The 25,677-nt window shown below is 63.6% G+C and carries 25 protein-coding genes; 14 read left to right on the top strand and 11 right to left on the bottom strand.

Annotation, left to right across the window (positions count from 1 at the left end):
* Positions 1 to 149 precede the first annotated feature (149 nt).
* From NKH38_RS06390 to NKH38_RS06410, 5 genes are all read left to right on the top strand, one after another.
* Positions 150 to 833, top strand: a complete 684-nt coding sequence (locus NKH38_RS06390) for a M15 family metallopeptidase (protein ID WP_352764710.1) — start codon at positions 150 to 152, stop codon at positions 831 to 833.
* A gap of 229 nt (positions 834 to 1,062) precedes the next feature.
* Complete coding sequence (locus tag NKH38_RS06395) at positions 1,063 to 2,091, top strand: sulfate ABC transporter substrate-binding protein (RefSeq protein WP_023733117.1); 1,029 nt, start codon at positions 1,063 to 1,065, stop codon at positions 2,089 to 2,091.
* A gap of 18 nt (positions 2,092 to 2,109) precedes the next feature.
* On the top strand, positions 2,110 to 2,961 hold the full coding sequence (gene cysT / locus NKH38_RS06400) for a sulfate ABC transporter permease subunit CysT (protein ID WP_023739910.1): 852 nt from the start codon (positions 2,110 to 2,112) through the stop codon (positions 2,959 to 2,961).
* Positions 2,954 to 3,838: a sulfate ABC transporter permease subunit CysW gene (gene cysW / locus NKH38_RS06405; RefSeq protein WP_023690809.1), complete on the top strand. Its 885-nt coding sequence runs from the start codon at positions 2,954 to 2,956 to the stop codon at positions 3,836 to 3,838. The genes cysT and cysW overlap by 8 nt, the downstream gene beginning before the upstream one ends.
* Positions 3,839 to 3,911: 73 nt before the next feature.
* Complete coding sequence (locus tag NKH38_RS06410) at positions 3,912 to 4,952, top strand: sulfate/molybdate ABC transporter ATP-binding protein (protein ID WP_023673079.1); 1,041 nt, start codon at positions 3,912 to 3,914, stop codon at positions 4,950 to 4,952.
* A 14-nt stretch (positions 4,953 to 4,966) separates the two neighbouring features.
* Here the strand turns inward: NKH38_RS06410 and NKH38_RS06415 are convergent, their stop codons facing one another.
* Positions 4,967 to 5,365, bottom strand: coding sequence for a type II toxin-antitoxin system VapC family toxin (locus NKH38_RS06415; RefSeq protein WP_023705604.1), 399 nt, complete (start codon positions 5,363 to 5,365; stop codon positions 4,967 to 4,969).
* Complete coding sequence (locus tag NKH38_RS06420) at positions 5,365 to 5,637, bottom strand: AbrB/MazE/SpoVT family DNA-binding domain-containing protein (protein ID WP_023682213.1); 273 nt, start codon at positions 5,635 to 5,637, stop codon at positions 5,365 to 5,367. The genes NKH38_RS06415 and NKH38_RS06420 overlap by 1 nt, the downstream gene beginning before the upstream one ends.
* A gap of 240 nt (positions 5,638 to 5,877) precedes the next feature.
* Between NKH38_RS06420 and NKH38_RS06425 the strand changes: the two genes are divergently transcribed.
* A complete protein-coding gene (locus tag NKH38_RS06425; protein ID WP_352764706.1) occupies positions 5,878 to 6,864 on the top strand; it encodes a sulfate ABC transporter substrate-binding protein in 987 nt (328 codons plus the stop codon).
* Positions 6,865 to 7,123: 259 nt separating this feature from the next.
* Positions 7,124 to 7,573 (top strand): RrF2 family transcriptional regulator, encoded by a 450-nt coding sequence (locus NKH38_RS06430; RefSeq protein ID WP_023673075.1) that lies wholly within the window; start codon positions 7,124 to 7,126, stop codon positions 7,571 to 7,573.
* Positions 7,574 to 7,638: 65 nt separating this feature from the next.
* Here NKH38_RS06430 and NKH38_RS06435 read toward each other — a convergent pair whose 3' ends face one another.
* Positions 7,639 to 9,180, bottom strand: a complete 1,542-nt coding sequence (locus NKH38_RS06435) for an acyl--CoA ligase (RefSeq protein ID WP_050587033.1) — start codon at positions 9,178 to 9,180, stop codon at positions 7,639 to 7,641.
* Positions 9,181 to 9,293: 113 nt separating this feature from the next.
* Here NKH38_RS06435 and NKH38_RS06440 point away from each other — a divergent pair, with 113 nt between their 5' ends.
* Entirely contained in the window at positions 9,294 to 10,442 is a 1,149-nt protein-coding gene (locus tag NKH38_RS06440) for a lysophospholipid acyltransferase family protein (protein WP_352764704.1), read from the top strand.
* Here the strand turns inward: NKH38_RS06440 and NKH38_RS06445 are convergent.
* The 7 genes from NKH38_RS06445 to NKH38_RS06475 form a co-directional block, all read right to left on the bottom strand.
* Complete coding sequence (locus NKH38_RS06445; RefSeq protein WP_352764701.1) at positions 10,437 to 10,991, bottom strand: gluconokinase; 555 nt, start codon at positions 10,989 to 10,991, stop codon at positions 10,437 to 10,439. The two genes, NKH38_RS06440 and NKH38_RS06445, sit on opposite strands and share 6 nt — an antisense overlap.
* A gap of 2 nt (positions 10,992 to 10,993) precedes the next feature.
* A complete protein-coding gene (locus NKH38_RS06450; RefSeq protein WP_023673071.1) occupies positions 10,994 to 11,980 on the bottom strand; it encodes an ABC transporter permease in 987 nt (328 codons plus the stop codon).
* Positions 11,977 to 12,957: an ABC transporter permease gene (locus NKH38_RS06455; RefSeq protein WP_023729399.1), complete on the bottom strand. Its 981-nt coding sequence runs from the start codon at positions 12,955 to 12,957 to the stop codon at positions 11,977 to 11,979. Before NKH38_RS06455 ends, NKH38_RS06450 begins: the two co-directional genes overlap by 4 nt.
* A complete protein-coding gene (locus NKH38_RS06460) occupies positions 12,954 to 14,519 on the bottom strand; it encodes a sugar ABC transporter ATP-binding protein (protein WP_352764696.1) in 1,566 nt (521 codons plus the stop codon). Before NKH38_RS06460 ends, NKH38_RS06455 begins: the two co-directional genes overlap by 4 nt.
* Before the next feature lie 94 nt (positions 14,520 to 14,613).
* On the bottom strand, positions 14,614 to 15,738 hold the full coding sequence (locus tag NKH38_RS06465) for a sugar ABC transporter substrate-binding protein (RefSeq protein WP_023705611.1): 1,125 nt from the start codon (positions 15,736 to 15,738) through the stop codon (positions 14,614 to 14,616).
* 326 nt (positions 15,739 to 16,064) lie between these two features.
* A complete protein-coding gene (gene gntR, locus NKH38_RS06470; RefSeq protein ID WP_023682222.1) occupies positions 16,065 to 17,093 on the bottom strand; it encodes an HTH-type transcriptional regulator GntR in 1,029 nt (342 codons plus the stop codon).
* Between the two features lie 159 nt (positions 17,094 to 17,252).
* Positions 17,253 to 18,425 carry an MFS transporter gene (locus NKH38_RS06475; RefSeq protein ID WP_050589244.1) on the bottom strand — a complete coding sequence of 391 codons (1,173 nt, stop codon included), beginning with the start codon at positions 18,423 to 18,425 and terminating at the stop codon, positions 17,253 to 17,255.
* 232 nt (positions 18,426 to 18,657) lie between these two features.
* On the opposite strand from NKH38_RS06475, the gene NKH38_RS06480 reads away from it, so the two are divergent.
* From NKH38_RS06480 to mocR, 4 genes are all read left to right on the top strand, one after another.
* Entirely contained in the window at positions 18,658 to 18,945 is a 288-nt protein-coding gene (locus NKH38_RS06480) for a DUF3175 domain-containing protein (RefSeq protein WP_023673065.1), read from the top strand.
* 216 nt (positions 18,946 to 19,161) lie between these two features.
* Complete coding sequence (gene iolE / locus NKH38_RS06485; RefSeq protein WP_023729403.1) at positions 19,162 to 20,073, top strand: myo-inosose-2 dehydratase; 912 nt, start codon at positions 19,162 to 19,164, stop codon at positions 20,071 to 20,073.
* Between the two features lie 214 nt (positions 20,074 to 20,287).
* Positions 20,288 to 20,494, top strand: a complete 207-nt coding sequence (locus NKH38_RS06490; RefSeq protein ID WP_023815611.1) for a LacI family DNA-binding transcriptional regulator — start codon at positions 20,288 to 20,290, stop codon at positions 20,492 to 20,494.
* A 1-nt stretch (position 20,495) separates the two neighbouring features.
* The gene (gene mocR / locus NKH38_RS06495) at positions 20,496 to 21,962 is read left to right on the top strand and encodes a rhizopine catabolism transcriptional regulator MocR (RefSeq protein ID WP_352764691.1); all 1,467 of its coding nucleotides are present in this window, start codon (positions 20,496 to 20,498) and stop codon (positions 21,960 to 21,962) included.
* Between the two features lie 21 nt (positions 21,963 to 21,983).
* Here the strand turns inward: mocR and NKH38_RS06500 are convergent, their stop codons facing one another.
* A complete protein-coding gene (locus NKH38_RS06500) occupies positions 21,984 to 23,228 on the bottom strand; it encodes a DegT/DnrJ/EryC1/StrS family aminotransferase (RefSeq protein ID WP_023682227.1) in 1,245 nt (414 codons plus the stop codon).
* A 375-nt stretch (positions 23,229 to 23,603) separates the two neighbouring features.
* On the opposite strand from NKH38_RS06500, the gene NKH38_RS06505 reads away from it, so the two are divergent.
* Together NKH38_RS06505 and NKH38_RS06510 are read left to right on the top strand one after the other, a co-directional pair.
* Positions 23,604 to 24,515 (top strand): polysaccharide deacetylase family protein, encoded by a 912-nt coding sequence (locus tag NKH38_RS06505; RefSeq protein ID WP_352764687.1) that lies wholly within the window; start codon positions 23,604 to 23,606, stop codon positions 24,513 to 24,515.
* 63 nt (positions 24,516 to 24,578) lie between these two features.
* Positions 24,579 to 25,547, top strand: a complete 969-nt coding sequence (locus tag NKH38_RS06510; RefSeq protein ID WP_023687959.1) for a rhizopine catabolism ABC transporter substrate-binding protein — start codon at positions 24,579 to 24,581, stop codon at positions 25,545 to 25,547.
* Positions 25,548 to 25,677: the final 130 nt, after the last annotated feature.

Consider the following 25,677-nt stretch of genomic DNA (forward strand, 5'->3'; position numbering starts at 1 on the left):
TCCGCGCCCCTCCGCTCCTGTGGGTGCTCGTCCCCCCCCCCCCCCCCCCCCCCCCCCCCCCCCCCGCGCCCCCCCCCCCCCCCGCCCCCCCCCCCCCCGAGGGGGGTGTGCCGAAGCGCTTGCATCGAGGATTGGCCTTAGCCCTATCCATGTTCGTTTCGACTTGCTCCCCCGCCGACGCCGATCCCCTGCCCGCCGGCTTCGTCCGCCTGGCCGATGTCGATCCCTCGATCCGCCAGGACATCCGCTATGCCGGCCTGGAAAATTTCCTGCATCGCAAGGCCGATGGCTACGAAGCCCCAATCTGCATCCTCACGAAGCAAGCTGCGCAAGCGCTGTCCGGTGTGCAGAAAGCGCTCGCCGCCGATGGCCTGACGCTGGTCGTCTTCGACTGCTACCGCCCGGCCCGCGCCGTTGCCGACATGGGCAAATGGACCAGAGAGGGCGGCCCGCCCGATCCGCAATGGTACCCTCAGGTGCAGCGCGGCGACCTCATCGCCAAGGGCTATATCGGCGAATTGTCCACCCATTCGCGCGGCTCGACCGTCGATATCGCCATCGCCCGCAGCGACGGCAAGAACAAGTCATCCGCCGCTTGCGGCGCGGCCGGCCCCGGCACGCTCGATTTCGGCACCAGCTTCGACTGTTTCGACCCGGCAAGCGAAACCGCACATCGCCCATTGGCGGCAGAAGCGGCGGCAAACCGCAAAAAGCTGCTCGACGCCATGCGCGCCGGCGGCTTCAAGAACTATGCGCGAGAGTGGTGGCACTACACGCTTCGGGATGAGCCGTTTCCAAAGCTGCGCTTCGATTTTCCTATCACTGCGGGCTGAACCGCCCGGTGCAACACCGAGCCTCCCTCGCTCGGCCTTGCTTCTGCGCTGTCAGCTCCTAGATAGCGTCAAACCGGCCGGATTCGGGTTAGACCAATATGAGGAAAATATTTCCTTCCGAAACCCAATATCGGCGAAAATTTCCTTCGGGGGGACAAAAAAGGCAACGTTGAATGCATCTAATTTCTATCAATTCGATAGAGTTCAGCCGTCACCAACGGAGGCGGGAATGACCAAAGCTCATTTCAAGAAACTGCTCGGCGCACTGGTCGCCACATCGATCCAGTTCGGCACGCTCGGTTTCGCGTTTGCCGATACCACCATTCTGAACGTGTCCTACGACCCGACACGCGAACTCTACAAAGCCTATGACGAAGCCTTCGTCGCACACTGGAAGGCCGAGACCGGCGAGACGGTCACCATCCAGCAATCGCATGGCGGATCGGGCGCCCAGGCCCGCGCCGTGATCGACGGCCTCGATGCCGATGTGGTCACGCTGGCGCTGGAGGGCGACATCAACGCCATCGTCACCAAGTCGAAGAAGATCAATCCGGACTGGCGCAAGAAATTCGAAAACAATTCGGCGCCTTACACCTCGACCATCATCTTCCTGGTCCGCAAGGGCAACCCGAAGGGCATCCACGACTGGAGCGATCTGGTCAAGGACGGCGTCCAGGTGATCACGCCGAACCCCAAGACCTCCGGCGGTGCGCGCTGGAACTACCTTGCCGCCTGGGCCTATGCCAACGCCAATGATGGCGGCGACGAAGCCAAGAACAAGGAATTCGTCGGCAAGCTCTACGCCAATGCTCCGGTGCTCGACACCGGTGCGCGCGGCTCGACGGTCACCTTCGCGCAAAAGGGCATCGGCGACGTGCTGATCGGCTGGGAAAACGACGCCTATCTGGCGCTCAATGAATTCGGAGCCGACAATTTCGAGATCGTCTATCCCCCGACCTCGATCCTGGCCGAGCCGCCGGTGGCGATCGTCGACGCCAATGTCGATGCCAAGGGCACCCGCAAGGTCGCCGAAGCCTATCTCGGCTGGCTCTATTCCAAGGAAGCCCAGACGATCATCGCCAAGAACCACTATCGTCCGGCCAAGCCCGAGTTGGTGGATGCGGCTGACATTCCGAAGACGCCCGAAATCAAGCTGATCTCCATCGACGATCCGCTTTTTGGCGGCTGGAAGAAGGCACAGCCTTATCATTTCGGCGACGGTGGTATATTCGACCAGATCTACAAGCCGGCCCAGTAGGATTTAGATCAGGACGACATGACCATAGCACCCGCCAAGGCGGGGTGGCGATTCAGACAGCCGAGTGTCATTCCGGGTTTCGGATTGACGCTCGGCTTCTCGCTTGCCTACCTCACCCTCATCATCCTCATCCCCCTGTCGGGCCTGATCTGGCGCTCGGCAGCCCTCGGCTGGACCGATTTCTGGGCGATCGTCACCGACCGCCGGACCATCAACGCACTCGAAATCAGCTTCGGCACAGCCTTCATCGCAGCCGCCGTCAACGTCGTCTTCGGCACGCTCGTCGCCTGGGTGTTGGTGCGCTACCGTTTCCCCGGCCGCCGCGTCGTCGACGCCATGGTCGACCTGCCCTTCGCGCTGCCGACGGCAGTAGCCGGCATTGCGCTGACCACGCTCTATGCGCCCAATGGCTGGATCGGCCATCTCCTGGCGCCGCTCGGCATCAAGGTCGCCTACACGCCGCTCGGCATCGTCGTGGCGCTCGTCTTCATCGGCCTGCCCTTTGTCGTGCGCACGGTGCAGCCGATCATGGAGGAGATCGACAAGGAAGTGGAGGAAGCCGCCGCGACGCTCGGCGCCAACCGCTTCCAGATCATCACCCGCATCCTGTTTCCCGGCCTGGCGCCGGCCATCATCACCGGCTTCTCACTCGCCTTCGCGCGCGGCGTCGGCGAATACGGCTCGGTCATCTTCATCGCCGGCAACCTTCCCTACAAGTCGGAGATCGCACCGCTTCTGATCGTCATCCGGCTCGAGGAGTACAATTATCCGGCGGCCACCGCGATCGCGGCGATCATGCTTTTGCTGTCGTTCGTGATGCTGCTGGTCATCAACCTGGCGCAGTCATGGAGTCGCAAGCGCTATGGCTGACCCCGAGATCAAATCCTACGAACCGCATCACGAGAGCCGGTCGGCGGCGGTGACCGAAAGCCGGCCGGTGCGGCTGCTGCTGATGGCGGTGGCCTTCGCCTTCCTCGCCATCTTCCTGCTGCTGCCGCTGATCATCGTCTTCCACGAGGCGCTGGCGAAAGGCATTGGCGCCTACACGGAATCGCTCTCCAATCCCGATACGCGCTCGGCGATCCGGCTGACGCTGCTGGTGGCGGTGATCGCCGTTCCGCTCAACGTCGTCTTCGGCATTTCGGCTGCCTGGGCGATCGCCAAGTTCGAGTTCAAGGGCAAGGCTTTTCTGACCACGCTGATCGACCTGCCCTTCTCGGTCTCGCCGGTCATTTCCGGCCTGGTCTATGTGCTTTTGTTTGGCGCTCAGGGACTGTTCGGTGAGTGGCTGAAGGCGCACGGCATCCAGATCTTGTTCGCCGTGCCCGGCATCGTGCTCGCGACCATCTTCGTCACCTTCCCCTTCGTTGCCCGCGAACTGATCCCGCTGATGCAGGAACAGGGCAACGGCGACGAGGAAGCCGCGCTCTCTCTGGGCGCCAATGGCTGGCAGACCTTCTGGTACGTGACGCTGCCCAACGTCAAATGGGGATTGCTCTACGGCGTGCTTCTGTGCAACGCCCGCTCGATGGGCGAATTCGGCGCGGTCTCGGTCGTGTCGGGCCACATACGCGGGCTGACCAACACCATGCCGTTGCATGTCGAAATCCTCTACAACGAGTACAACGCCGTCGGCGCTTTTGCCGTCGCTTCGCTGCTTGCCGGCCTGGCGCTGGTCACGCTGGTCTTGAAAACACTTCTCGAGATGCGCTACGGCGCCGAGATCGCCGCGACGCGCGGGCACTGACTAAATGCATGTCGCCCAAGACTGGGAACCGGTTTTGGGACAACGACATGCACCAAATTACTGAGGGATCTACATGGAAGTTCGCGTTGCCAACGTACGCAAGGAGTTTGACCGGTTTCCGGCCCTCCATGACGTATCGCTTGACATCAAGTCGGGTGAGCTGATCGCGCTGCTTGGGCCATCCGGCTCTGGCAAGACGACGCTGCTGAGGCTTATCGCCGGCCTGGAGCGGCCGACGCGCGGAAAGATCTTCTTCGGCGACGAGGACGCCTCGCACCGCTCGATCCAGGAGCGCAATGTCGGCTTCGTCTTCCAGCACTATGCGCTTTTCCGGCACATGACGGTCGCCGACAATATCGGCTTCGGCCTCAAGGTGCGGCATGGACCGTCGCGACCACCGGCGGCCGAAATCCGCCGACGCGCCTCCGAACTGCTCGATCTCGTTCAGCTTTCCGGCCTGGAAAAGCGCTATCCGGCGCAACTTTCGGGTGGCCAGCGCCAGCGCGTGGCGCTGGCGCGCGCCATGGCCATCGAGCCCAAGGTGCTGTTGCTCGACGAGCCGTTCGGCGCCCTCGATGCGCAGGTGCGCCGGGAACTCCGCCGCTGGCTGCGCGAAATCCATGACCGCACCGGCCACACCACCGTCTTTGTCACCCACGACCAGGAAGAGGCGCTCGAGCTGGCCGACCGCGTCGTGGTGATGAGCCAGGGCCGCATCGAGCAGGTCGGCTCCGCCGACGAGATCTACGACACGCCGAACTCGCCCTTCGTCTACTCCTTCATCGGTGAATCGAGCATGCTGCCGGTCAAGGTTGAGAATGGCGAGATCTGGCTCGCCGACCGTCCGATCGGCGTGTCGGCGCCGCACGCACCCGAGGGCGATGCGACGCTGTACTTCCGCCCGCACGATATCGAACTGCTCGACGGCTGCAGCGGCTGCATCGCCGGCACGGTCGCCGCCAGCCGCCGCGTCGCCGGCACAAGACGCGTCGAACTGGAAATCGGCGGCGAGCGCCAGCGCGTCGAGATCGAACTGCCTGTGGACCATCCTGCGGCGCAGAAGAGCCGGGTGGCGTTCAGGCCGAGGCGCTGGAAGCTTTTCCCGGCGGCATAGACATCGATCCGGCGCTACTCCAGCCAGTTCTCGACCGTCAGGCCCTTGATCCGACGGAACTCAGCGGTGTTGGCCGTCACCAGTGTCGTCCCCAACACACAGGCATGGGCAGCAATGAAAAGATCATTGTGGCCGATTGGCTGGCCTCTGGCCTCCAGCTCGGCACGAAGTGCTCCGTATTCGTTATCCATCGGCACATCGAGCGGCAACACAGGAACCTCGGCGAGCAATTGCTCGACCTTGGCGAGCAGCTTGGCCGATCTCTTGCGGGCGCAGCCATAACGCAGCTCCGAGGCGACAACGATGCTGGTGCACAGGGCACCGTCTCCCGCGCGAACCGCCGCACTGGCAGCCTTGCCGGTAGGGTTTCGGATCATGTCGCTGAGAATGTTGGTGTCCAGCATGAACCGCATCAAAAGATATCCTCAGGCCCCACGGGCGCATCATGGATCTCGGGAAAGTCGTCTTCAGGACCAAGCGGCGGCTCTTTCGCCCATTGGGTGAGCAAGGCGGTGAGGCCTGGTTGACGGACCGGCTCGATGATCAGCCGGTCGCCATCGCGGCTGATCAGGACCTTCTCGCCAGGCAGCTCGAATTCGACAGGGATGCGAACCGCCTGACTGCGGTTGTTGCGAAACAACTTCGCCTCCCTGGGGGGTGGTATTGAGTGACGGTGCTGCGGCATGGCAGCCTCCCCTGTCTGTTCCACTTGTATATGCCATTTGTATATGCCACTCGGCCTCGAATTGCAAACCACAGAAAACCCCAACGCATCGGCATTTCGGCTGGAATGAAATTTCGCCGATAACCTGCTTCAGCGATTTCTTTTTCGCTGCAACGCCATACGTCTGCCCCGTGTGCCTCGCAGTACACCCTCCGGCCCGGCTATGTTCTGGCAACGCATTGCACATCGGAGCCTGTGTTCATGAAGCGATTTTTCCTCAGCGTCGCCACTGTCGCCGGCCTGATCCTCGCCTGTTCGCAGGCCTGGTCGGCCGACAAATTGCTCAACGCTTCCTATGATGTCGGCCGCGAATTGTTCGCGCAGGTGAACAAGGCTTTCGTCGCCGGCCATCCGGGCGTCACCGTCGACCAGTCGCACGCCGGCACCTCGGCGCAGGCGCGCGCCATTGCCGAAGGCCTCGGCGCCGATGTCGTCACCTTCAACCAGGTCACCGACATCGACTTTCTGGTCAAGAAAGGCCTCGTCTCCGCCGACTGGCAGAAGGATTTCCCCGACAACGCCTCGCCCTTCTATTCGCTCCCATCCTTTCTCGTCCGCGCGGGCAACCCCAAGCACATCAAGAACTGGAACGACCTCGTGCGCGACGACGTGCAGGTGATCTTCCCCAACCCCAAGACCTCGGGCAATGCGCGCTACACCTATCTGGCCGCAACCGCCTACGCCAAGGAAGCCTTCAAGGGCGACGACGCCAAGGTGAAGGAGTTCGTCACCAAGCTGTTCAACAACGTGCCGATCTTCGACACCGGCGGGCGCGCCGCCACCACCACCTTCGTGCAACGCGACATCGGCGACGTGCTGATCACCTTCGAGTCGGAAACGCGCGGTATCCGCAAGGAGTATGGCAACGACAAGTTCGAACAGGTCACGCCAACGGTCAGCCTGCTCGCCGAATTCCCGGTGGCGATCGTCGACAAGGTCGCCGACGAGCACGGCAGCCGTGACCTCGCCAAGACCTATCTCGATTTCCTCTACACGCCCGAGGGCCAGACCATCGCGGCTGAAAATGGCCTGCGCGCCCGCAACGCTGAAGTCGCGGCAAAATACAAGGCCGACTTCCCCGATGTCCGCCTGCTGACTGTGGAAGACGTCTTTGGCGGCTGGGACAAGGTACAGAAGGAGCACTTCGCCGCCGGCGGTCTGCTCGACCAGACCTATGGCAGCCGCTGATATCAGCAGCGTTCGACCTCACCTCACAAGAAAGCCGGCGCTTTGCCGCCTTCTTCGTTTTCGCGCGCCGACAAACGGCTTCAGGCGGAATCTGTCGCGATCGGTGAAAAACGTTACAAAGAATCAACGCCTTTGTGCCCAACGTGCAATCGGGCGGCTTGTTCTACGCGAAACCGGGTTGTTCAGGCGAAACGTCATGATTTGCACACAAACAACCGCCAGATGCGGGTGGTTGGGGTTTTCATGAACTGAAGCGGGCATGCTTACCAAAAAAGGCAAATACGGCCTCAAGGCCCTCGTGCATCTTTCCGGCCTGCCGGTCGGCCAGCTTGCATTCGTCAACGACATCGCGATCGCCAACAACATCCCGAAGAAATTCCTGGATGCCATTCTGGGCGAGCTGCGCAATGCCGGTTTCGTCCTCAGTCGCAAGGGCAAGGAAGGCGGTTATCGCCTCGCCCGGCCGGCTTCCGAAATCAAGATCGGCCACGTCGTGCGCGTGCTGGACGGCCCGCTCGCTCCCATACCCTGCGCCAGCCGCACGCAATACCAGCGCTGCGAGGATTGCGACGAGGCGACCTGCCAGGTCCGGCACATGATGCTGGAAGTGCGCCAGGCGATCGCCGAAGTGCTGGACAATCGCAGCCTCGCCGCCATGCGCGACGCCGACAATGATGATTTTCCGGTCGAGCTGACATCGCAGATCTAAATTAGAGCATGGTCCCGAAAAGTGCGAACCGTTTTTCGGACAAGATCATGCTGAAATGAGAGTCCTCAGACCAGGCCGAGCTTGCCGGCCAGGCCGACGCGCTGGATTTTGCCGGTGGGACCCTTGGGTATCTCCTGGAGAAACAGGATGTGGCGCGGCACCTTGAACTCGACGATCCGGCTGCGCGCGAAATCGCGAATCTGCTCGGCATCGGCGGTGGCGCCCTCGGCCAGCACGATGGCCGCACCCACCTCTTCGCCGAGCATGGCGTGCGGCACGGCGAAGGTCACCGCCTGCGCCACCAGCGGATGATCGAGCAGCACATTGTCGACCTCGAGCGGCGAGATCTTTTCGCCGCCGCGATTGATGATCTCCTTCAGCCGCCCGGTGATCTTCAGATCGCCATCCTCGTCGATGAGGCCCTGGTCGCCGGTGCGGAACCAGCCATCGCTGAAGGCAGCTTCATTGGCCACCGGATTGTCGAGATAGCCATCATGGATGTTGGCGCCGCGCACCGCGATCTCGCCCTTTTCACCCGCCGGCAGGATCGTCCCCTTGTCGTCCAGGATCGTCACCTGCGGACCCGCAGGCAGGCCGACCGAGCCTGGCTTGCGGCGTGCCGGCGGCAGGCCGTTGGATGTCATCTGGTGCGCCGCCTCGGTCATGCCATAGGCCTCGACCACCGGACAGCCGAAGACGCGCTCGAGGTCGCGGAACACGGTGTCGGGAAGCGCTGCCGAAGACGAGCGGATGAAGCGCAGCCGCGCAGCCGCGATGGTTTCGCCATTGCGGGCGGCGCGCGCCAGGATCGCCTGATGCATGGTCGGCACCGCGCTGTACCAGCTCGGCCGGAAATCGCCCAGCCAGCCGTAGAATTTGAGCGGGTTGAAGCCCGGCGTGCAGACAACAGCGCCGCCGACTGCCAGCTGTGCGCTGAGCGCCGCCATCAGCCCGTGAATGTGGAACAGCGGCATCACGTTGAGACACATATCGTTTGCCGACAGCGCCAGGGTGCTGGCGATGTTGGCCATCGATGCCTGCAGATTGCGCTGCCGCAAGCCGACGATCTTCGGTCGCGCCGTGGTTCCCGATGTGTGCAGGACAAGCGCGAAATCGTCGGGTCCGTTGAACTGCATATCGTCGAGGCGAGCCTCGCTGGCAGCCTCCACCTCGGCGTCGCCCGCCAGCAGAAACTCGCCGGCCTTGGCGCCGTCAGTCACGACGACGTCGAGCACCGCAATGCCGAGCCCCTTTGCGGCGTTGCGCGCGGCATCGCCCATGCCTTGTCCGCACAGCAGCAGCTTCACATCGAGATCGCCGAGATAGAAGCGGAATTCGTCTTCGCCGTAAGCCGGATTGAGCGGCGCCGCCGTCGCCAACGCCGAGACCGCCAGGAAACAGGCCGCCATTTCCGGGCCGTTGGGCAAGACGATGCCGACGGCCGTGCCGCGGGCAACGCCACGCCTGGCGAGATCGCCGCAGAGCTTGTCGACAAGATTGGCGAGGCCGGCAAAGCTCAGGGACGGCCGGTCCGGCGCCATCAGCGCCACCGCAGCCGGCCGCCAGGGCGCCAGTTGGGGAAGTGCTACCGATAGGGCCTGTTTCAAGTTCGAACCCTGAATGGCGTTCACCATGGCCTTGCCGGCGCCGATTGCGCGCCCGTGGCAGACGCAGTAAAGCGATTTCCGGACGCACGCAAGAACAGGTGGACACCGATCGGATGAGGCTGCCGTGGTTGGGAAAATCCCGGAAAGCCGACCGGACACCATCTTCCGCCGTCATTTATGATACGGAAATCATCGCCGACATCCTGGTGCCCGAACGCGCCGAGCATGTCCGCTTCTTCAGCCGCAAGCAGGTCCGCGCCGGCAAGTTGCGCACCTTCAACAACAGGGATTTCCGCGAGCTGCTGCTGGCCGCCTTCTATCTCGGGGTCGCGGCATTGCTGCCGGTCAATTGGTGGGCCGCGATCTGCAGTCGCATGTCGGGGCTGCGCCTCAAGCGCCATATCCGCAAGGATTTCGTGCGCTACGCCGCCGCGACGCGCGCCGTGCTCGGCAATGGCATCGATGCGCAAAGGCAGTTCAGGGCCTTGCTCTGCGCCAACCACCGCCGGCGTTTGCTGCTTGCCGCGCATCTCATCGGCCGCCGCTGGTCACCTGATATCCGGCTGGAGGGCCTGGAAGGCCTGCAAGCGGCGCTGAAGCGCGGCCACGGCGCTATCATCTGGTGCGACCAGTTCACGGCACAGACCATCATCGGCAAACGCGCTCTCCATGAGGCCGGTATCGAGACACACCAGCTCAGCGTCAGGGCTCACGGCATATCCGATTCGACCTTCGGCTTGCGCTTCCTGAACCCGCCGATGGTTCGGGTCGAGAACCGTTTCCTGAAAAGCCGGATCGTGTTCGACCGCAGCGACGCCTACCAGGTCACCGGCCGGATCCAGAAGATCCTTGGCAGCAACGGCGTGGTGTTGGTGACCAACACGGTGCATGCCGGCTCGACATTCACCGAAGTCGGCCTTGGCGAGAGCGGTTGGACCCACCTGGCTTCGGCGCCGACGAATTTCGCTGCCAGAGGCAAGGCGGCGCTGTTTTCCATGTCGACCTTCGAGACCGATCCGTTCCGCCAATACCGCGCCGTCCTAAGTCCCGAACTGGTGCCGGCCCCGGCAGAGGCCGGCGAGCCCGCGACCAGAGCCGGCGGCGCCAAGAACATGGCGCTTCAGGCCGAGTACATATTGCTCAAGCGCGACCGCTTGCTGGAGGCGCTGAAACTCTATCCCGAGCAAATGATGGTCTGGTCAGGCCATGACCGGTTCACCGAACGGCCGGAAACCGCCTTGCCCGACGAGGGTGGTTCATGATTTTGCGCCGGCCAGCAGGCTGGCAACGGCGGTGACGATCTCAGCCACTGGAAGTGTGGCGTCGGCCGTCAGCGCCCGCTCGTCGGCGCCAGGCGGCTCAAGGATGGCGAACTGGCTTTCGACCAGGCTTGCCGGCATGAAATGGCCCTTGCGGTTGGCGACACGCTGCTTGGCGGTTGCGGGATCGATCTTCAGATAGATGAAATCGATATCCCGGCGGAAGCCACGCAGACGATCGCGGTAGCTGCGCTTCAGCGCCGAGCAGGCGGCAACCACGCTTTGGCCGCTGCCGGTCAGGTCGGCGATCCGCTCGCCGATGGCATCGAGCCAGCCCTCACGCAGTTGATCTGTGAGCGGCTCGCCGCTCGCCATGCGGGCGACGTTTTCGGGTGGGTGCAGCCTGTCGCCTTCGACAAAGACGGCCCCTTCCTCTGCTGCCAATGCTTTGCCGACAGCCGATTTTCCGCAGCCGGCGACGCCCATCACCACAATGGCCCGAGGCACTGAGCCGGTAGCGCCCATTGGCGCCTGTGCCGTCTTTTCGTCCACGGTCAGCGGCTTGCCGGCGCGCGGCCGTAGAGCAGGAGCATGGCAACGATGACTAGGCCATAGACGATCTGCCGCCCCGCCTCCGGCATCTGCATGACCGAGAGTATGGACTGCAGGAGGGTGATCAGAATGACACCGGCGACGGTGCCGAGATAGGAGCCGCGGCCACCCAGGATGGAGGTGCCGCCCAGAACCACGGCGGCGATCGACGGCAGGAGATAGGCATCGCCCATCGATTGCGCCGCCTTGGAGGCATAGCCGGCGAGAAGCACCCCGCCAAAGGCGGACAGCCCGCCTGAGATAGCGAAGGCGATCATCACCACGCGCCTTGTATCGATGCCGGAGAGATAGGCGGCACGCTCGCGGTTGCCGATGCCGTAGACGGTGCGGCCGAAGCTGGTGCGGGACAGCACGAACACCATCGCAGCGCCAATCAGCGCCCAGATGATGACGGCGTTAGGCACGCCAGGAATGGTAAAACCTGTCGCAAGATAGCGCATGGCGCCGGTGGCCGAATCCTGTGGCGAGTAGCCGCCGGTATAAACGACCATGAGCCCTTGCGCGACAGCGTTGGTGGCGAGCGTGATGATCATCGAGGGTATGCGCAGATAGGCGACGCCAAAGCCGTTGACGATGCCGATCAGCACCCCGCAGAAGATGCCGAACGGGATGGCCAGCGCCACACCGATCGGGCCATAGGCCGCAGCCGCACACGCCATCATCGCGCCCGCCGCCACCGCCCACGGCACCGACAGGTCGATCTGGCCTAGCAGGATGACCAGCATCATGCCTGTGGCGATGACGCCGAGGAACGAGGCCACCTTGAGCTGCTGCAAGAGATATTCAGGCGACAGAAAGCTCCTGGAATAGAGGCTGCCTAGGAACAGCAACAGCACGATGCAGGCGAAGGCCGTCAGCACCGCCGGATCGGCGCGGCGGATGAATTTCGGCATGCGGCCGGCGATACCGCCCAATGTCGTTTCGCTCACAGGAACCACTCCAGCCGGTTGCGGACCCGAAACAGTGCAAAGGCGCCAAGGCTGACCGCGACCAGCAGGATAACGCCCTGGAACAGCGGCTGCCATAGCGGGTCGAAATCGAACACGAACAACAGGTCACCGATGGTGCGGAAGGCCAGCGCGCCGAAGATGGCGCCGATGGCGCTGCCTTTCCCGCCGAACAGCGAGACGCCGCCCAGCACCACCGCGGCGATCGAAAACAGCGTATAGGCGTTGCCGCTGGCATAGGCTGCATCGCCCGTATAGGTGAAGAAGGTCAGGAACAGTCCGCCGATCGCGGCCAACAGGCCTGCGAGCGCGTAGGCAGCGAACTTGCCGCGCCTTATCGGCACACCGGACATGTAGGCCGCCGTCTCCGAGGATCCGGCCGCATAGGCCGCGCGCCCGAGCACCGAGCGGCTGAACGGTACCCAGACCACGAGCACGACGGCGAGCAGCACGACCAGGCTCGCCGGCACCACGCCCAACAGGCGTCCGGTCAGCGCGTCGGCGAGACCTTCGTTGACCGAACCGCCGGGAAACGGCCTGAGCAGCAGCGCGATGCCGAAATAGACCGCACCCGTGGCGATCGTGGCGACGATCGGCTGCAGGCGGCCGTAGATGACGATGGCGCCGTTGATCGCCCCGCACAGGAGCCCGGTGCCGAGCACGGCGATGACGCCGAAAGCGGTCTCAAGGCCGGTGCCGATGACCACCCAGGAGGCGAGGCAATTGGTCAGCGTGAAGATCATACCGACGGAGAGGTCGATGCCGGCGGTGATCACGACCAGTGTCTGCGCCATGGCGACGAAGGCGAGCAGCACGCCCTTGTTCGACGCCGTCTGCACGACATTGGCGGTGAAGCCCGCCGGATGGTTCGAGGTGTAGATGACGAACATGACAATGAATATGCCGAGTGCCATCAGTGTTCCGCGCTGCTCGGCCAGCCAGTAGCGCCACTCTTTCACGCGTCCGCTCCCTGTCTTGCGCCGGCATCGTCTCTTGCGCCGGCGTCATCGCCGTGGATGTTGAGCGCGCTTGCAATCAGCGCCCGCTCGGTGATCTCGGCTCCGACCAGCTCGCGCTTGACCGCGCCGTCATAGAGCACCAGCACGCGGTCGCAGCAGCCGATCAGTTCGTCATAGTCGGTTGAATAGAACAGGATCGCCGCCCCCGCATCCGCCAGCTTGCGCATCAGTTGATAGAGTTCCTGCTTGGTGCCGACATCGATGCCGCGCGTCGGATCGTTGAGCAGGATGATGCGCGGCTGGCGCATCAGCCATTTGGCGATGACCACCTTCTGCTGGTTGCCCCCCGACAGCGCACCGACCGGAATGTCGAGGCCGGCCGTCTTGATCGCCAGCAGCCCGACCATGTCGTCGATCAGCCGCTGTTCGGCGGCGCGGTCGATGATGCCGGCCTTGGACAGCCGGTCTAGGGCGGCAAAGGAGAGGTTCTCGCGCACCGTCATCGGCAGCATCAGGCCTTCGGTCTTGCGGTCCTCCGGGATCAGCGCCATGCCGATGCGGTCGTCGCGCGCCGCTTGCGGGCTGGCGATCGAAACCGGCTTGCCGTCGATAAGGATCTGGCCGCCGAGGCCGCGCAGCACACCGAAAAAGGCAAGCAGCAATTCGCGCTGGCCCTGGCCGTCCAGCCCGCCAAGGCCGACGACCTCGCCTGCCCCGACGGTCAGCGAGACATTGTCCAGCCGGTCCGTCCAGGACAGCTTGCGCGCCTCCAGCACAGGAACGGCGGCGGCGGCAGCGCGCGCGGGTTTCGGCGGGAAAATATGGCTGTATTCGCGCCCGATCATCAGTTCGACGACTTCGTTGTCGCTCTTTGTGCCTGCCTTGTAGCTGGCGACATTGCGGCCGTTGCGAAACACCGTGCAGTGGTCGGCAAGCTCGGCGATCTCGTTCATGCGGTGCGAAATGTAAAGCAGCGCCAGCCCTTCCGAGCGCAATCGCTTGAGCACGCTGAATATCCTGGCGACGTCCGTCGCGGTCAGCGCCGAGGTCGCCTCGTCGAGGATCAGGATGCGCGGCTTCCTGGCCAATGCCTTGGCGATCTCGACCATCTGTCTTCTTGAAAGCGGAAGATCCTTGACCAGCGCCAATGGATGGATGTCGGCCGCACCTGCGCGTGCCAGCGCATCCTCGGCAATGCGGCGCTGCGCCTTGCGGTCGATCATGCCGAAACGCTTCGGCGGATCGGAGATGACGATGTTGTCGGCAACGCTGAGTTCGGGAACCAGCGACAGCTCCTGGAAGATGCAGACGATGCCGGACTTGTTTGCAGCAGCAGGCGAAGCGAACGTCACCTCGCTGCCGTTCAGCATCATGCGGCCTTCGTCGGGCGCGACGACGCCCGCCATGACCTTGATCAGCGTCGATTTGCCGGCGCCGTTTTCGCCGAGAATGGCGTGGATGCTACCGGACGAGACCGAAAGCTCGGCCTTTTCCAGCGCCCGCACACCACCATAGCGCTTGGATATGCCTTCCATCCGGAAGAGCGGAACCGCACCGTCCATCGGCCCTCCCGAGGCAGTTTGACTTCAAGGGATATCGAGTGGCCGGCGCCGCGGAGATCCCGCGGCGCCGGATATGCCGCCTATTGGTCAGCCCCTATTGGTCAGCTTTGGTCTGGCCCATAATTTCCTGCGCGGTGAAATTGATGCCGCAGGTCGGGAAGGAATTGCCGACGAAGAAATTGTCGGACTGGTCGGGGAAGAAATCCTGACCGGCCTTGAAGTTCGGATCCTCGACGATCGCCAGTGGCAGTTTCACTGCTTGCGGAACGACGTTGCCTTCGAGCGCGGCAATGGCCGTCTTGATGGCGACCGCGACCTGCGCCGGACCGGTGCCGGCCGATGAGCATTTCAGCCCGTCGCCGGCATGTGCCGCGCAGAACTTGCGGAAACCGTTCTCGGTCTCCCCGCCGAACGGCACGAAAGCATGCTTGGCATCGATCATCGCCTGCACGATGCCGGTGTCGCCGCCTTGCCCGGTGATTCCGTCGAACGGACCGTTGGTGGCAATGGCGTCGGCCGTAGCCTTCTGTGCCACGCCGTCGTCCCATTTGCCGACCACCTCGGTGACCTCCCATTTCTTGCCGGAGGCATCGAGCGCTTCATGGATTCCGTTGTGACGGTCGGTGTCGACGGAAGTCCCGGCAACGCCGCGCACTTCGAGCACCTTGCCGCCATTCGGCACATGGCCGACCAGCCATTTGCCCCACAATTCGCCAAGGCCCTTCTGGTCGACATTGACGTTGATGGCGTCCTTGGTATCGAGAATATTGTCGAAGGCGACGAGGATGACGCCAGCTTCCTTGGCGCGCTTGATGACCGGCCCGAAAGCGGTCGGGTTCTGGGCGTTGACGACGATCGCGTCATAGCCGGAATCGATGAAGTTGTTGATCGCCGAAATCTGAGCCGGCACGTCCTCGCCGGTCGAGACGACCTTGAATTCCTTCAGTTTCGCAGCGACCTCCGGCTGGGCCGCATAGGCCTTGGCGGTCTGCACCATCTGGATGCGCCAGGTGTTGGCGATATAGCCATTGGCGAGCGCGATGCGGTATGGGCCGTCTTTCTTGGGGAACTTGAAGAACTGCGTATCGGCCGCCCAGGGCGCAAAGCAATCCGGCTCAGCCGACGGGCCCTTGACAACTTCCGGGTCGGCCATGGCCGACGAACTCAGCATGACGAATGCAGTGGCGGCAACGATGCCACCAACAAGTGACTTGATCATCGATATTCCTCCCAGTTGTAGTTTTATTTGCTGCTGCTTGTTAATTTGATGCTGTTTGTCGTGGTGTGTTTTCCACGCCTGCCGAAGGCCCTCCAGCCTGGCCGGCGCCACGTCTCAAGGGCCCGAAGCCGGCCCGATCCCCTCCCCCTCGCCGCTTCACAGGCGAGAAACGAAACTAGCATATTATACATAATAAACAAGCATGAGCTGTTGCTTATGTATAATAAACAGGGGCGGCCTTTCATCAAAACGTCTGCCCGACGAAAATGGTAGCGCTACCATGACGTTGTGTAAAGCACCATTTGCTGAGGCCGGCCAAAGCGTGTTCAACGTGCGGTGCTCTCGCGGGGCTTGAGTTCGAAACCAAGATCGACGACCCGCTGCTCAGGCCTTCGTCCTGCGATCGCCGCCAGCGCCATGGCGACAGACCGACGGCCGATTTCATAGCGAGGGGTGCGGATACTGGTGAGCGGCGGGAACGCCGCCTGCATCATTTCGAGGTCGTTGAAGCCGACAATGCCGATTGTTTTCGGCACGTTGAGCGCGGCGCTATGGCATTCGAACAAAACGCCGAGCGCGATGTCGTCATTGTTGCAGAAGACGCCGTCGAGCGCCGGCATCTTGGCCAGCGCATCGCGAAGCAGCTCGCGGCCGAGCGTCACGCTGGACAGTAGCGGCGTGGTGGTGACCAGCCGCGGGTCGAACAGGCCGGCCTTCTCCATTGCCGCGCGATAGCCGGCAAGCCGCCGCTGCGAGCGCGGGTCCATGCGTGCGCCGATGAAGCCGATCCGCCGGTAGCCCGCCTCGATCAGATGCTCGGTCGCGGTGCGGCCGCCGTCGAAATGCGAGAAGCCGACCAGCATGTCGACCGGATCGGGCCCGGTCTCCATCACCTGCACCACCGGGCAGCCCGCGCTCTCCAGCAGCTTTCGCGAGGTCGGCGTCTGGTCGATGCCGGCCACGATCAGCGCCGCCGGGCGCTGCGGTGCGAACACCTGCAGCAGGCGCTCCTCCTCGAGGCCGGAATAATGGGTGTTGCCGAGCTGGACGCGGAACGGGCCGTCCGACAGGCTGTCATAGATGCCGCGCACCACTTCGGCGAAGACGTTGTTGGTCAGCGACGGCACCAGCACGCCGAACACATCGGCGCGCGCCGAGGCCAGCGCCCGTGCATTGGGATCCGGGACATAACCGAGTTCGTCGACGGCGGCCTGGATCTGGCGCCGCAGATCCTGGCTGACGCGTTCCGGTTCGCGCAGCGCCCGCGACACGGTGATGGCGCCGACGCCGGCCTTGCGCGCCACATCTGATAGGGTCGGGCGGCCGCCCCCACGACGCGAGCGCGGCTTGGTCATGGACATCCTCCACATGCCGGGCCCCGGCCGCTGCGCCCTTGCGAAACCATGTTCAGCTTTTCCACTGCCACCATGCCAACCGGCTGCTGCCGCACCCACTCGCCTGCTGGCGTCGCGCAGCCAATCGCCCTTGTCAAGCAACAGGGCAATCCTGCCTAATTAAGCCATCAGGGCAGCACTGCGTTTTGCTTTCCACAGCAGCAGCCCGATCGCCACTATGTTCAGCAAGTTCCACGCGATCCCGTTGAGGAACGCGGCGGCGTAAGAGCCGGTCAGGTCGTAGATCCAGCCCGACATCCAGCCACCGATCGCCATGCCGAAGATGGTCGCCATCATGACGATGCCGATACGCTGGCCGGCCTCCCTGGCGGGCAGGTATTCGCGCACGATGATGGCATAGCAAGGCACGATGCCGCCTTGCGACAGGCCGAACACCAGCGACACGACATAGAGCGAGGCAAGCCCGTCGAACGGGATGTAAAACAAGAGCGACAGGCATTGCAGCACGGAACCGAAAAGCAGGGTTTTCACGCCGCCGATGCGGTCGGCGACAAAGCCGGAGGCGAGCCGGCTGACGACGCCCGCCGCCATCATGATCGACAGCATGTCGGCGCCATGCGCAATGCCGTAGCCAAGATCCATGCAATAGGCGACGATGTGCACCTGCGGCATCGACATCGCCACGCAGCAGCCGAGACCGGCAACGATCAGCAGCACCTGTAACGCCGCCGGAGACAGCGAAATCGACTGCACTGTCCGGCTTCCGGGTGAACCGGCGGCAGCCGCCGCCGGAGCAGCGCGCCGCAACAACAGCACCAGGGGCACCATGGTGACCAGGCAGAAGACACCGATGCCGGCATAGGTGAAGCGCCAGCCCTCCGCCTTGATCAGCGTCGGCATGATGGTTGGCCAGAGCGCTCCGGCGAGATAGTTGCCAGCCGCCGCCGCCGTGACGGCGACGCCGCGCCGACGGTTGAACCAGTGCGAGATGTCGGCGATCAGCGGCCCGAAGATCACCGATGTGCCGACACCAATCAGCACGCCCTGGGCAAGGGTGAATTGCAGGATAGAGGTCGACAACGCGGCGAGCAGCAGGCCGGCGGCGAGAGCCACCGAGGATAGCAGTGCCGGGATCCAATACCCCATGCGATCGACCGCGCGGCCAACCAGCACATTGCCGGCGGCGAAGCCGACCATGGTTGCGGTGTAGGGCATCGATGCCGCGGCGCGGTCAACGCCGAACTCGGCCTGCACGGCCGGCAGCACGACGACGACGGCCCACATGCCGACCGCACCGATCGTCGCCAGCAGCATGGAGATGGCAAGCCGCATCCAGGCGTAGCTGCTGTCGATGCCGGGGCTATCCGCCTGATTGGCGACGATCGGGGTCAAGGCGTTTCCTGTCTACGGTCCTGGGAAGTCGACCGTTGTGTCGCCACTATCGGCGCATTCACCGCGACGGGCAGCGCCACAGGGCCATGATCCGTGGCTCCAGCGGCCCGGCGACTTTCTCGGGAACCGGCGGCGGCCTGCCCGAGTTTTTGCGACAGGAAGGAGTTTTGTCATGACCGCGAAAAAGAAATGGTCGGCCGAGGTGACCGAGCACAGCGATGCGATGGACCTCGAGGACCACATCTTCGAAGCCGACGACGCCAGGAAGATCGCGGCCTCGCTCAAGCGCTCGGCCGAGCACAGCGACCGCCGCAAGGCCGAGCCGTTTCAGTCGGCCATGTCGATGCTGAATTTCTACATCAACCGCGCCGGCAAGAACCTGCCGCAGGCGCGCCGGAAAGTGCTCGAGGACGCCAAGGACGAACTGCGCGCGGCCTTCGGAAGGCCGCAGCAGGATTAATGCATGTCGCTCAAAAGTGGCGCCGGTTTTGAGACAACGACATGCATAAAACGAAGACATAAAGCGCGTCGACTTAGTCCGTTCAAACGGGAAGCGCTTTTAGCGCTCCCGATTGGTTCTGCCAAATTTACCTCAACTGGACCTAGTGACAGGTCCTCTTTCCCCTCAGTTTGCCGGCCTCGGCTTTGTGGTTCCCCGAGCCTTTGAAGTAGCGGCATGACGGTCAAGATCGGCATCAATCCAATCACCTGGAGCAATGACGATGTTCCCGCACTCGGCGGGGATACGCCGCTCGCGACATGTCTGTCGGAAACCAGGCAGGCCGGCTATCGCGGCACCGAACTCGGCGGCAAATTCCCCAGGCGAAGCGACGAGCTTGGACCGATCCTGTCTTCTTACGGACTGGAGCTCGTCTCCGGCTGGTATGACGGCCGCATTCTGGACCGCACGGTCGACGAGGAATTCGCCGCCATCACCTCGCATCTGACCCTGCTGCGCGACCTCGGCGCCAAGGTCGTCGTCTATGCCGACACCTCGCGCGGCCGTCATGACGGCATTTTCGCGCCGATCTCACAGCGTCCGCGCCTCGCTGACGGCGAATGGACTGCCTATGGCGAGAAGCTGACCGAACTCGCCGACCGCATGGCTGCCTTCGGCGTCGGCATGGCTTTCCATCACCATATGGGCACCATCGTCGAGAGCGATGACGAGGTCGACAGGCTGATGGCCGCAACCGGCAAGAGCGTCGGCCTGCTGTTCGATACCGGCCATTGTCTGTTCTCAGGCGGCGACCCGGCCTCCCTCCTGAACCGGCATCTCGACCGCATCGTGCATTTCCATTGCAAGGACGTCCGCGCGGCCGTGCTGGAGAAGGCACGGCGCGAGGACATGAGTTTCATGGCGGCAGTGATGGAAGGGATTTTCACTGTGCCCGGCGACGGTTCCGTCGATTTCCTGTCGCTATTGAAGCCGCTGGCCAAGCGCGGCTTCGAAGGCTGGATCGTCGTCGAGGCCGAACAGGACCCGGCCAAGGCACATCCCTTGACCTATGCCACGAAGGGCTACGCCTCGCTTCTCGCCACGGCCCGCAAGGCCGGGTTCGAGGTGGCTACACGAGACATGGCCTGACCACCGCCGGGGGGCTGGTGGTTGGGCCGGTTGGGCGCGCGCCTCGGTAGGGGTAGCGACGCGAAAGCGCCCGGCGATCCGCGCCGCCGCCCTCCCTTGGCGGCGCGGATCGCACAGTTCTTGGCATCGAATTTTCGACCCCGGAGTTGCCGGCCCGGCGTTTCCAGCTTGAGGCTGGCGACGAGGCATGCCTTGATGCGGATGGAGGAGCGACATGGCATTCGAGGCGGCACTCGGCATGGAACGGCTTTGCACCATCCGTGAGATCGCCGAGAAGGCGGAACTCGGCGCGGCAACCGTTCACCGCGCGCTGAAGAACAGCCGTGAGGTCCGTCCCGCAACCAGACGGCTGGTGCTGGAGACTGTCTGCCTGCTTAACGAAGAAAAGATCGCCCGCGCCGCCAGGTTCGTCGGAGACTAGCTTGGCCGACCATATGCGCCTTTCCCTCGACATCATGTCGGTCGACCGCGGCTCGGACGAACCGATGCACCGACAGATCTATGGCGCCTTGCGGCGCTTCATCCTCGACGGCCAGATTCAGCAGAACACGCTGCTTCCTTCGACACGCTCGCTGGCCGAGGATCTCAAGGTCGGCCGCAACACGGTGATCGCCGCCTACGACCAGCTGCTCGCCGAAGGTTTTATCGAGGCGCGCGCCGGGTCCGGCACCTGGGTGGCGCCGATCCAGCAGAAACGCCCGCCGGCCGCGCTGCGTGCCGGCCTCGCCGCCCCGCAAAAACTCTCGCGGCGCGGTCAGACCATCGTCAACGGCCCACAGCCGCCACGCAATGCCGGCGTCATCAACTTCCATCCCGGCGTGCCGGAAACCGCCTCCTTCCCCTTCACCATCTGGTCCAGCCTTCTGGTGCGCAATGCGCGCAGCCGCGACGAGAACTTGCTCGGCTATATCTCCTTTGCCGGCCATCCCGGTCTGCGCCAGGCCATTGCGTCGACCATCAGCCTGTCGCGCGGCATCAACTGCACCGCCGACCAGGTCATCATCGTCACCGGCGCGCAGGCGGCACTCGACCTCGCTTCGCGCGTGCTGATGGACGAAGGCGACCATGTCTGGATGGAGGAGCCCGGCTATCTCGGCGCCAAGAGCGCCTTTCTCGCCAGCGGCGCGCAGCTTGCGCCCTTGAAGGTCGATCGCCTTGGATGGCATCTCGCAGACCCAGAGCTGCCGCCGCCGCGCCTGATCTATGTGACGCCATCCTGCCAGTGGCCGTTCGGCACCATCATGCGCATCGAGGAACGGCTGCAGCTGCTCGACATCGCCGAGCGCCACGGCGCCTGGATCGTCGAGGACGATTATGACGGCGAGTACCGGTACCGTGGCCGGCCGGTGCCGGCGCTGCGCGGCCTCGATCATGCCGACCGCGTCGTCTATATTGGTTCCTTCGGCAAGACGCTGATCCCGACGCTTCGCATCGGCTATCTCATCGTACCCCGCGAACTGTCCGTGCCCTTCGACCGTGCCGTCTCGATCACCGGCCAGTTCGCGCCGCTGATCCTGCAGGCGACGGTCAACGACTTCATCACGCAAGGCTATTTCGCCACACATCTGAAACGCATGCGCCGCCTTTATGCGCGCCGGCAAGCCAATTTCGTCAAGCTGTGCCAGGAGCATCTGGCCGAATGGCTGACTGTGACCGAGAACGATTCCGGCATGCAGCTGCTGGCCAGTTTCGTCCGACCCTACAAGGACAGCGACGTCGTCGCCGCCGCCGTCAAGGAGGGCCTCGACGTGCAGGGCATCTCGATCAACTACCATTCGAGCGAGCCGGAACACGGCCTGCTGCTCGGCTATGCCGCGATGGACGAACGCCAGATCCTGCGCGCGGTGCTGGCGTTGCGCGCTGCCTTCATGCGGCTGGACCGGCAATAGGCCGATCCAGCGCTGAGCGCTTCAATTCACACTATCGAATTTCTGCAGATCGACGGGCGCTGCCTTGCGCACCTCGACATCGTCCAGCGAGGCATTCTCCAGCGCCACACGGGCCGCCGCATCGATGTTATGGACCATGTCGTCGATGTCGGCGTCGCCATGCGCCGGATTCATCGCGATCATCACCGTGCGGTTGAGGATGTCGAGAGAACCCTTGCCGAGATCGTCGGCATAGGTCAGCCGCAGGCCCTTGTTTTCCGGCAGCGTGTACGGATTGAGCGCCGGATGATGCGCGCCCTCATGCATCAGCACCTGGTCCCACTGAGTGAAATTGTGGCGGCCGGTCTTGCCGGCAATGACGCTCGGAATGGTCTTCGAAAAAGTCTGCGCCGCCTGTTCGCTGGGCAGCAGATACATCACCTGCGCCGCGCAATCGTCGTCGGGGCTGTTCATCGGCGACGGCGTCAGACCGAGATTGCCGAGATGGCGCGTGCCGGCCAGCACCTTCTTCTTCTCCGCCCGCATCGCCTCGATGATGCCGTCGAGACGGTCGAGCTGGACATTGAGCATCGCGCCCATCAATTCCGAGGCGCGCGCGCCGATGCCGGCGAACGGCTTGATGCTGTCGCTGCGGCCCTGCCAGTAGAAGTGGCAGGGGTCGATGGCGCAGCGCGCCCGCTCCGCCACTTTCGGATAGCTGGTGGCGATGCCGCCGCCCTCGCCCGACGTCATGTTCTTGAAGTAGTTGAAGGAGTAGGCGCCGGCATGGCCGATGGAGCCGAGCTTCTTGCCCTCATAGCCGCCGCCAATGCCCTGGCAGACATCTTCCAGCACGAGCAGACCGCGTTTTTTAGCGATGTCCATGATGGCGTTCATGTTGCAGGCCGCACCCCACATATGTACCGGGATGACCGCCTTGGTGCGCGGGCCGACGGCGTCGCGCAGAGCGGCCGGGTCGATGGTCAGGCTCTCGTCGATGTCGACAATGACCGGAATGGCGCCGACCGACAGCACTGCTGTGGCGGTCGCCATATAGGTGTGCGCCGGCACCAGCACCTCATCGCCCGGGCCGATGCCGAGGCCGATCAGGCCGGCGGCGAGCCCATAGGTGCCGCTGGCGGCAAGCGCGAAATGCTCGACGCCGAGATGCCTTGCATAGCGGGCCTCGAAGCGGTTGCACTCGCTGTTCTCGCCATAGCGAAACAGCGCGCCCGAGCGGATCACCCTGGCAATGGCTTCGATCTCTTCTTCGCCGGCGGTGTACATGGCAAGTCTCCACATCGCTTGATGGTGTGAAAGCAGTACGCCTACGGCCGCCGTTTGAAAGAACCACTCCGCTGCGATCGGACCAAGCCATCCTGCTCACGTCGGAGCGGCGTTTAGCGCCGACTGTGGGCATATCGAATGAAATCGACATTCCAGAATGCAGGCCCGCGGAAAAATCGTACCCATCCGAATTCGTCGAAGTGGCCCTGTCGGAAAGCCCGCGTTGGGCGTTCCATCGCGTCCAGTTGGGCAAACGGTCGGTTCCATGCAGCACGGGACACACTTTGGAAGACCCTCGAAACCGGCGTGCCGGCAAGATGGTGGCCGGCAAGATGGTGGCCGGCAAGATGGTGGCCGGCAAAACGGTGGCCGTCCATGACGCGACAGCTCGTCCTGCATGAAGACGATGTCGGCATGTGCCATGGCGCCAACAGCGCCTTCCTCGAACTGACCGCACTGGGCGCCTGCAGCTCCGGCGCCGTGATGGTGCCGTGTCCATGGTTCCCTGAGATGGCCGAAGCGACAGCCGCCGACCCCCGGCTCGATCTCGGCGTCCACCTGACGCTGAACAGCGAAAAGCAGCACTACAAATGGCGGCCGCTGACGTCGCCGTCGCGCGCGGCCGGCCTGACGGACGAGTTCGGTTATTTCTGGCCCGATGTCGCGACCACCCGCCGCAAGGCAGCACCGCAAGCGGTGGAAACCGAGCTTCGCGCCCAGATCGACACCGCCTACCGCGCCGGCATCGACGTCACTCATCTTGACGCCCATATGGGGGCAGCGCTGTCGCCGGAGTTTTGCGACGTCTACATCAAGCTCGGCCTGGAATATCGGCTGCCGGTGCTGTTGACCAAAACGCTGTCGGCCTATTCGCCCAAAGACAATCTGGTCGGCGTCACCGAAGCGGCGTTCCAGCGCGGCGTCACTGGAGCCCGCGCCAAAGGCTTTGTCATCTTCGACGCCGCCATTCAGACGACCTGGGGCCGTCCACGCTCCAAGCCGATAGAGCCAGCCTACAAGGCATTGGTCGAAGGGGTCCGTGAAGGCCTGACCTTCTTTTGCCTGCACTTCAACGCGCCGGGCGAGCTCGAACTGATCGAGCCGCGCTCCGCCTATATCCGCACCGAGGAATATGAACTCTTCCGCGACCAGGCTTTTCGCGACTGGCTCGGCGCGCAGGACATCGACATCATCGGCATGAAGCCGTTGCGCGAGGAACTGCGTGCACGGCTCGGGGCATCGACACCGGCAAAGGCCCGCAAAGCGGCCACCCGGTCAGCGCCGTAAGCCGATCCGTCGGCCAACAGCGCAAAGAGGGATTTGGAACTGCAACGACAATGGGAGAATGACATGAAGACTGTTCTGAAACTGGCGCTCGGCGCGCTTGTCTCGATGAGTATGCTGGCGGGCGTCGTGCAGGCCGCGGGCCTGAAGGACCCGAAGGATGTCCGCATCACCTTCGTGGTGCATGGCTCGGCCTCCGATCCCTACTGGTCGGTGGTCAAGCGCGGCGTCGACGATGCGGCGGCGCTCACCGGCGCCAAGGTCGAATATTATGCGCCGCAAGTGTTCGACGTGGTCGAACAGGCCCGCCTGCTCGACGCGGCCATCGCCACCAATCCCGACGGCATCGCCGTCTCCATTGCCGACGCCAATGCGCTTGGTAAATCGGTCAAGGCCGGCCTTGCCGCCAACATTCCGATGGTCGTCCTGGATTCCGGCGAGAAGGAAGGCGCCGAACTCGGCACCTCTCTCTACGTCGGCACAGTCTCCGAATATGATTCCGGCAAGAAGGCGGGCGAGCGGCTGGCCAAGGAAGGCACGCTCAAGGTCGTCTGCATCAACCACGAGGTCGGCAATGTCAGCCTCGACCAGCGCTGCCAGGGGTTGAATGACGGGCTGAAGCCGTCAGGCGGCGGCACCGAGGTGCTTACCGTGTCGCCCGATCCGGCCGACATCCAGCGCCGCACCGAGGCCTATCTGTCGGCGCATCCCGACACCCAGGCGGTGTTTGCGCTCGGCGCCACCGCCGCCAATCCGCTGATCCCGTTCTTCCGGCAGAAGGAACTGTTCGGCAAGATCAAGCTCTACACCTTCGACATCAGCCCCGAAGTCCTGGATTCCGTCGTCGCCGGCGAAATGGGCTTCGGCATGGACGCCCAGCAATATCTGATGGGATACCTGCCGGTGATCTATCTGGTCGAGCATGCCACACATGGCTTCTGGCCGCAGAACAACGCCTACACCGGGCCGCTGTTCATCGACTCGCCCGACAAGGCCAAGGCGATCCTGGCGCTCGCCAAGGACGGCATCCGCTAAGGCAAGACCAAAACGGATCGGGGAGCCGCCATGCGCTCCCCGTCTCTGGTCGAGATTGCGAAGTGAGCGATTGGGGAGCCTAATGGCTGTTGTGGAAGACAAGGCGATACCTCCAGAAGCGCCGGCCCCC

It is taken from the genome of Mesorhizobium sp. M1078 (assembly GCF_040318615.1).
Lineage (GTDB): Bacteria > Pseudomonadota > Alphaproteobacteria > Rhizobiales > Rhizobiaceae > Mesorhizobium.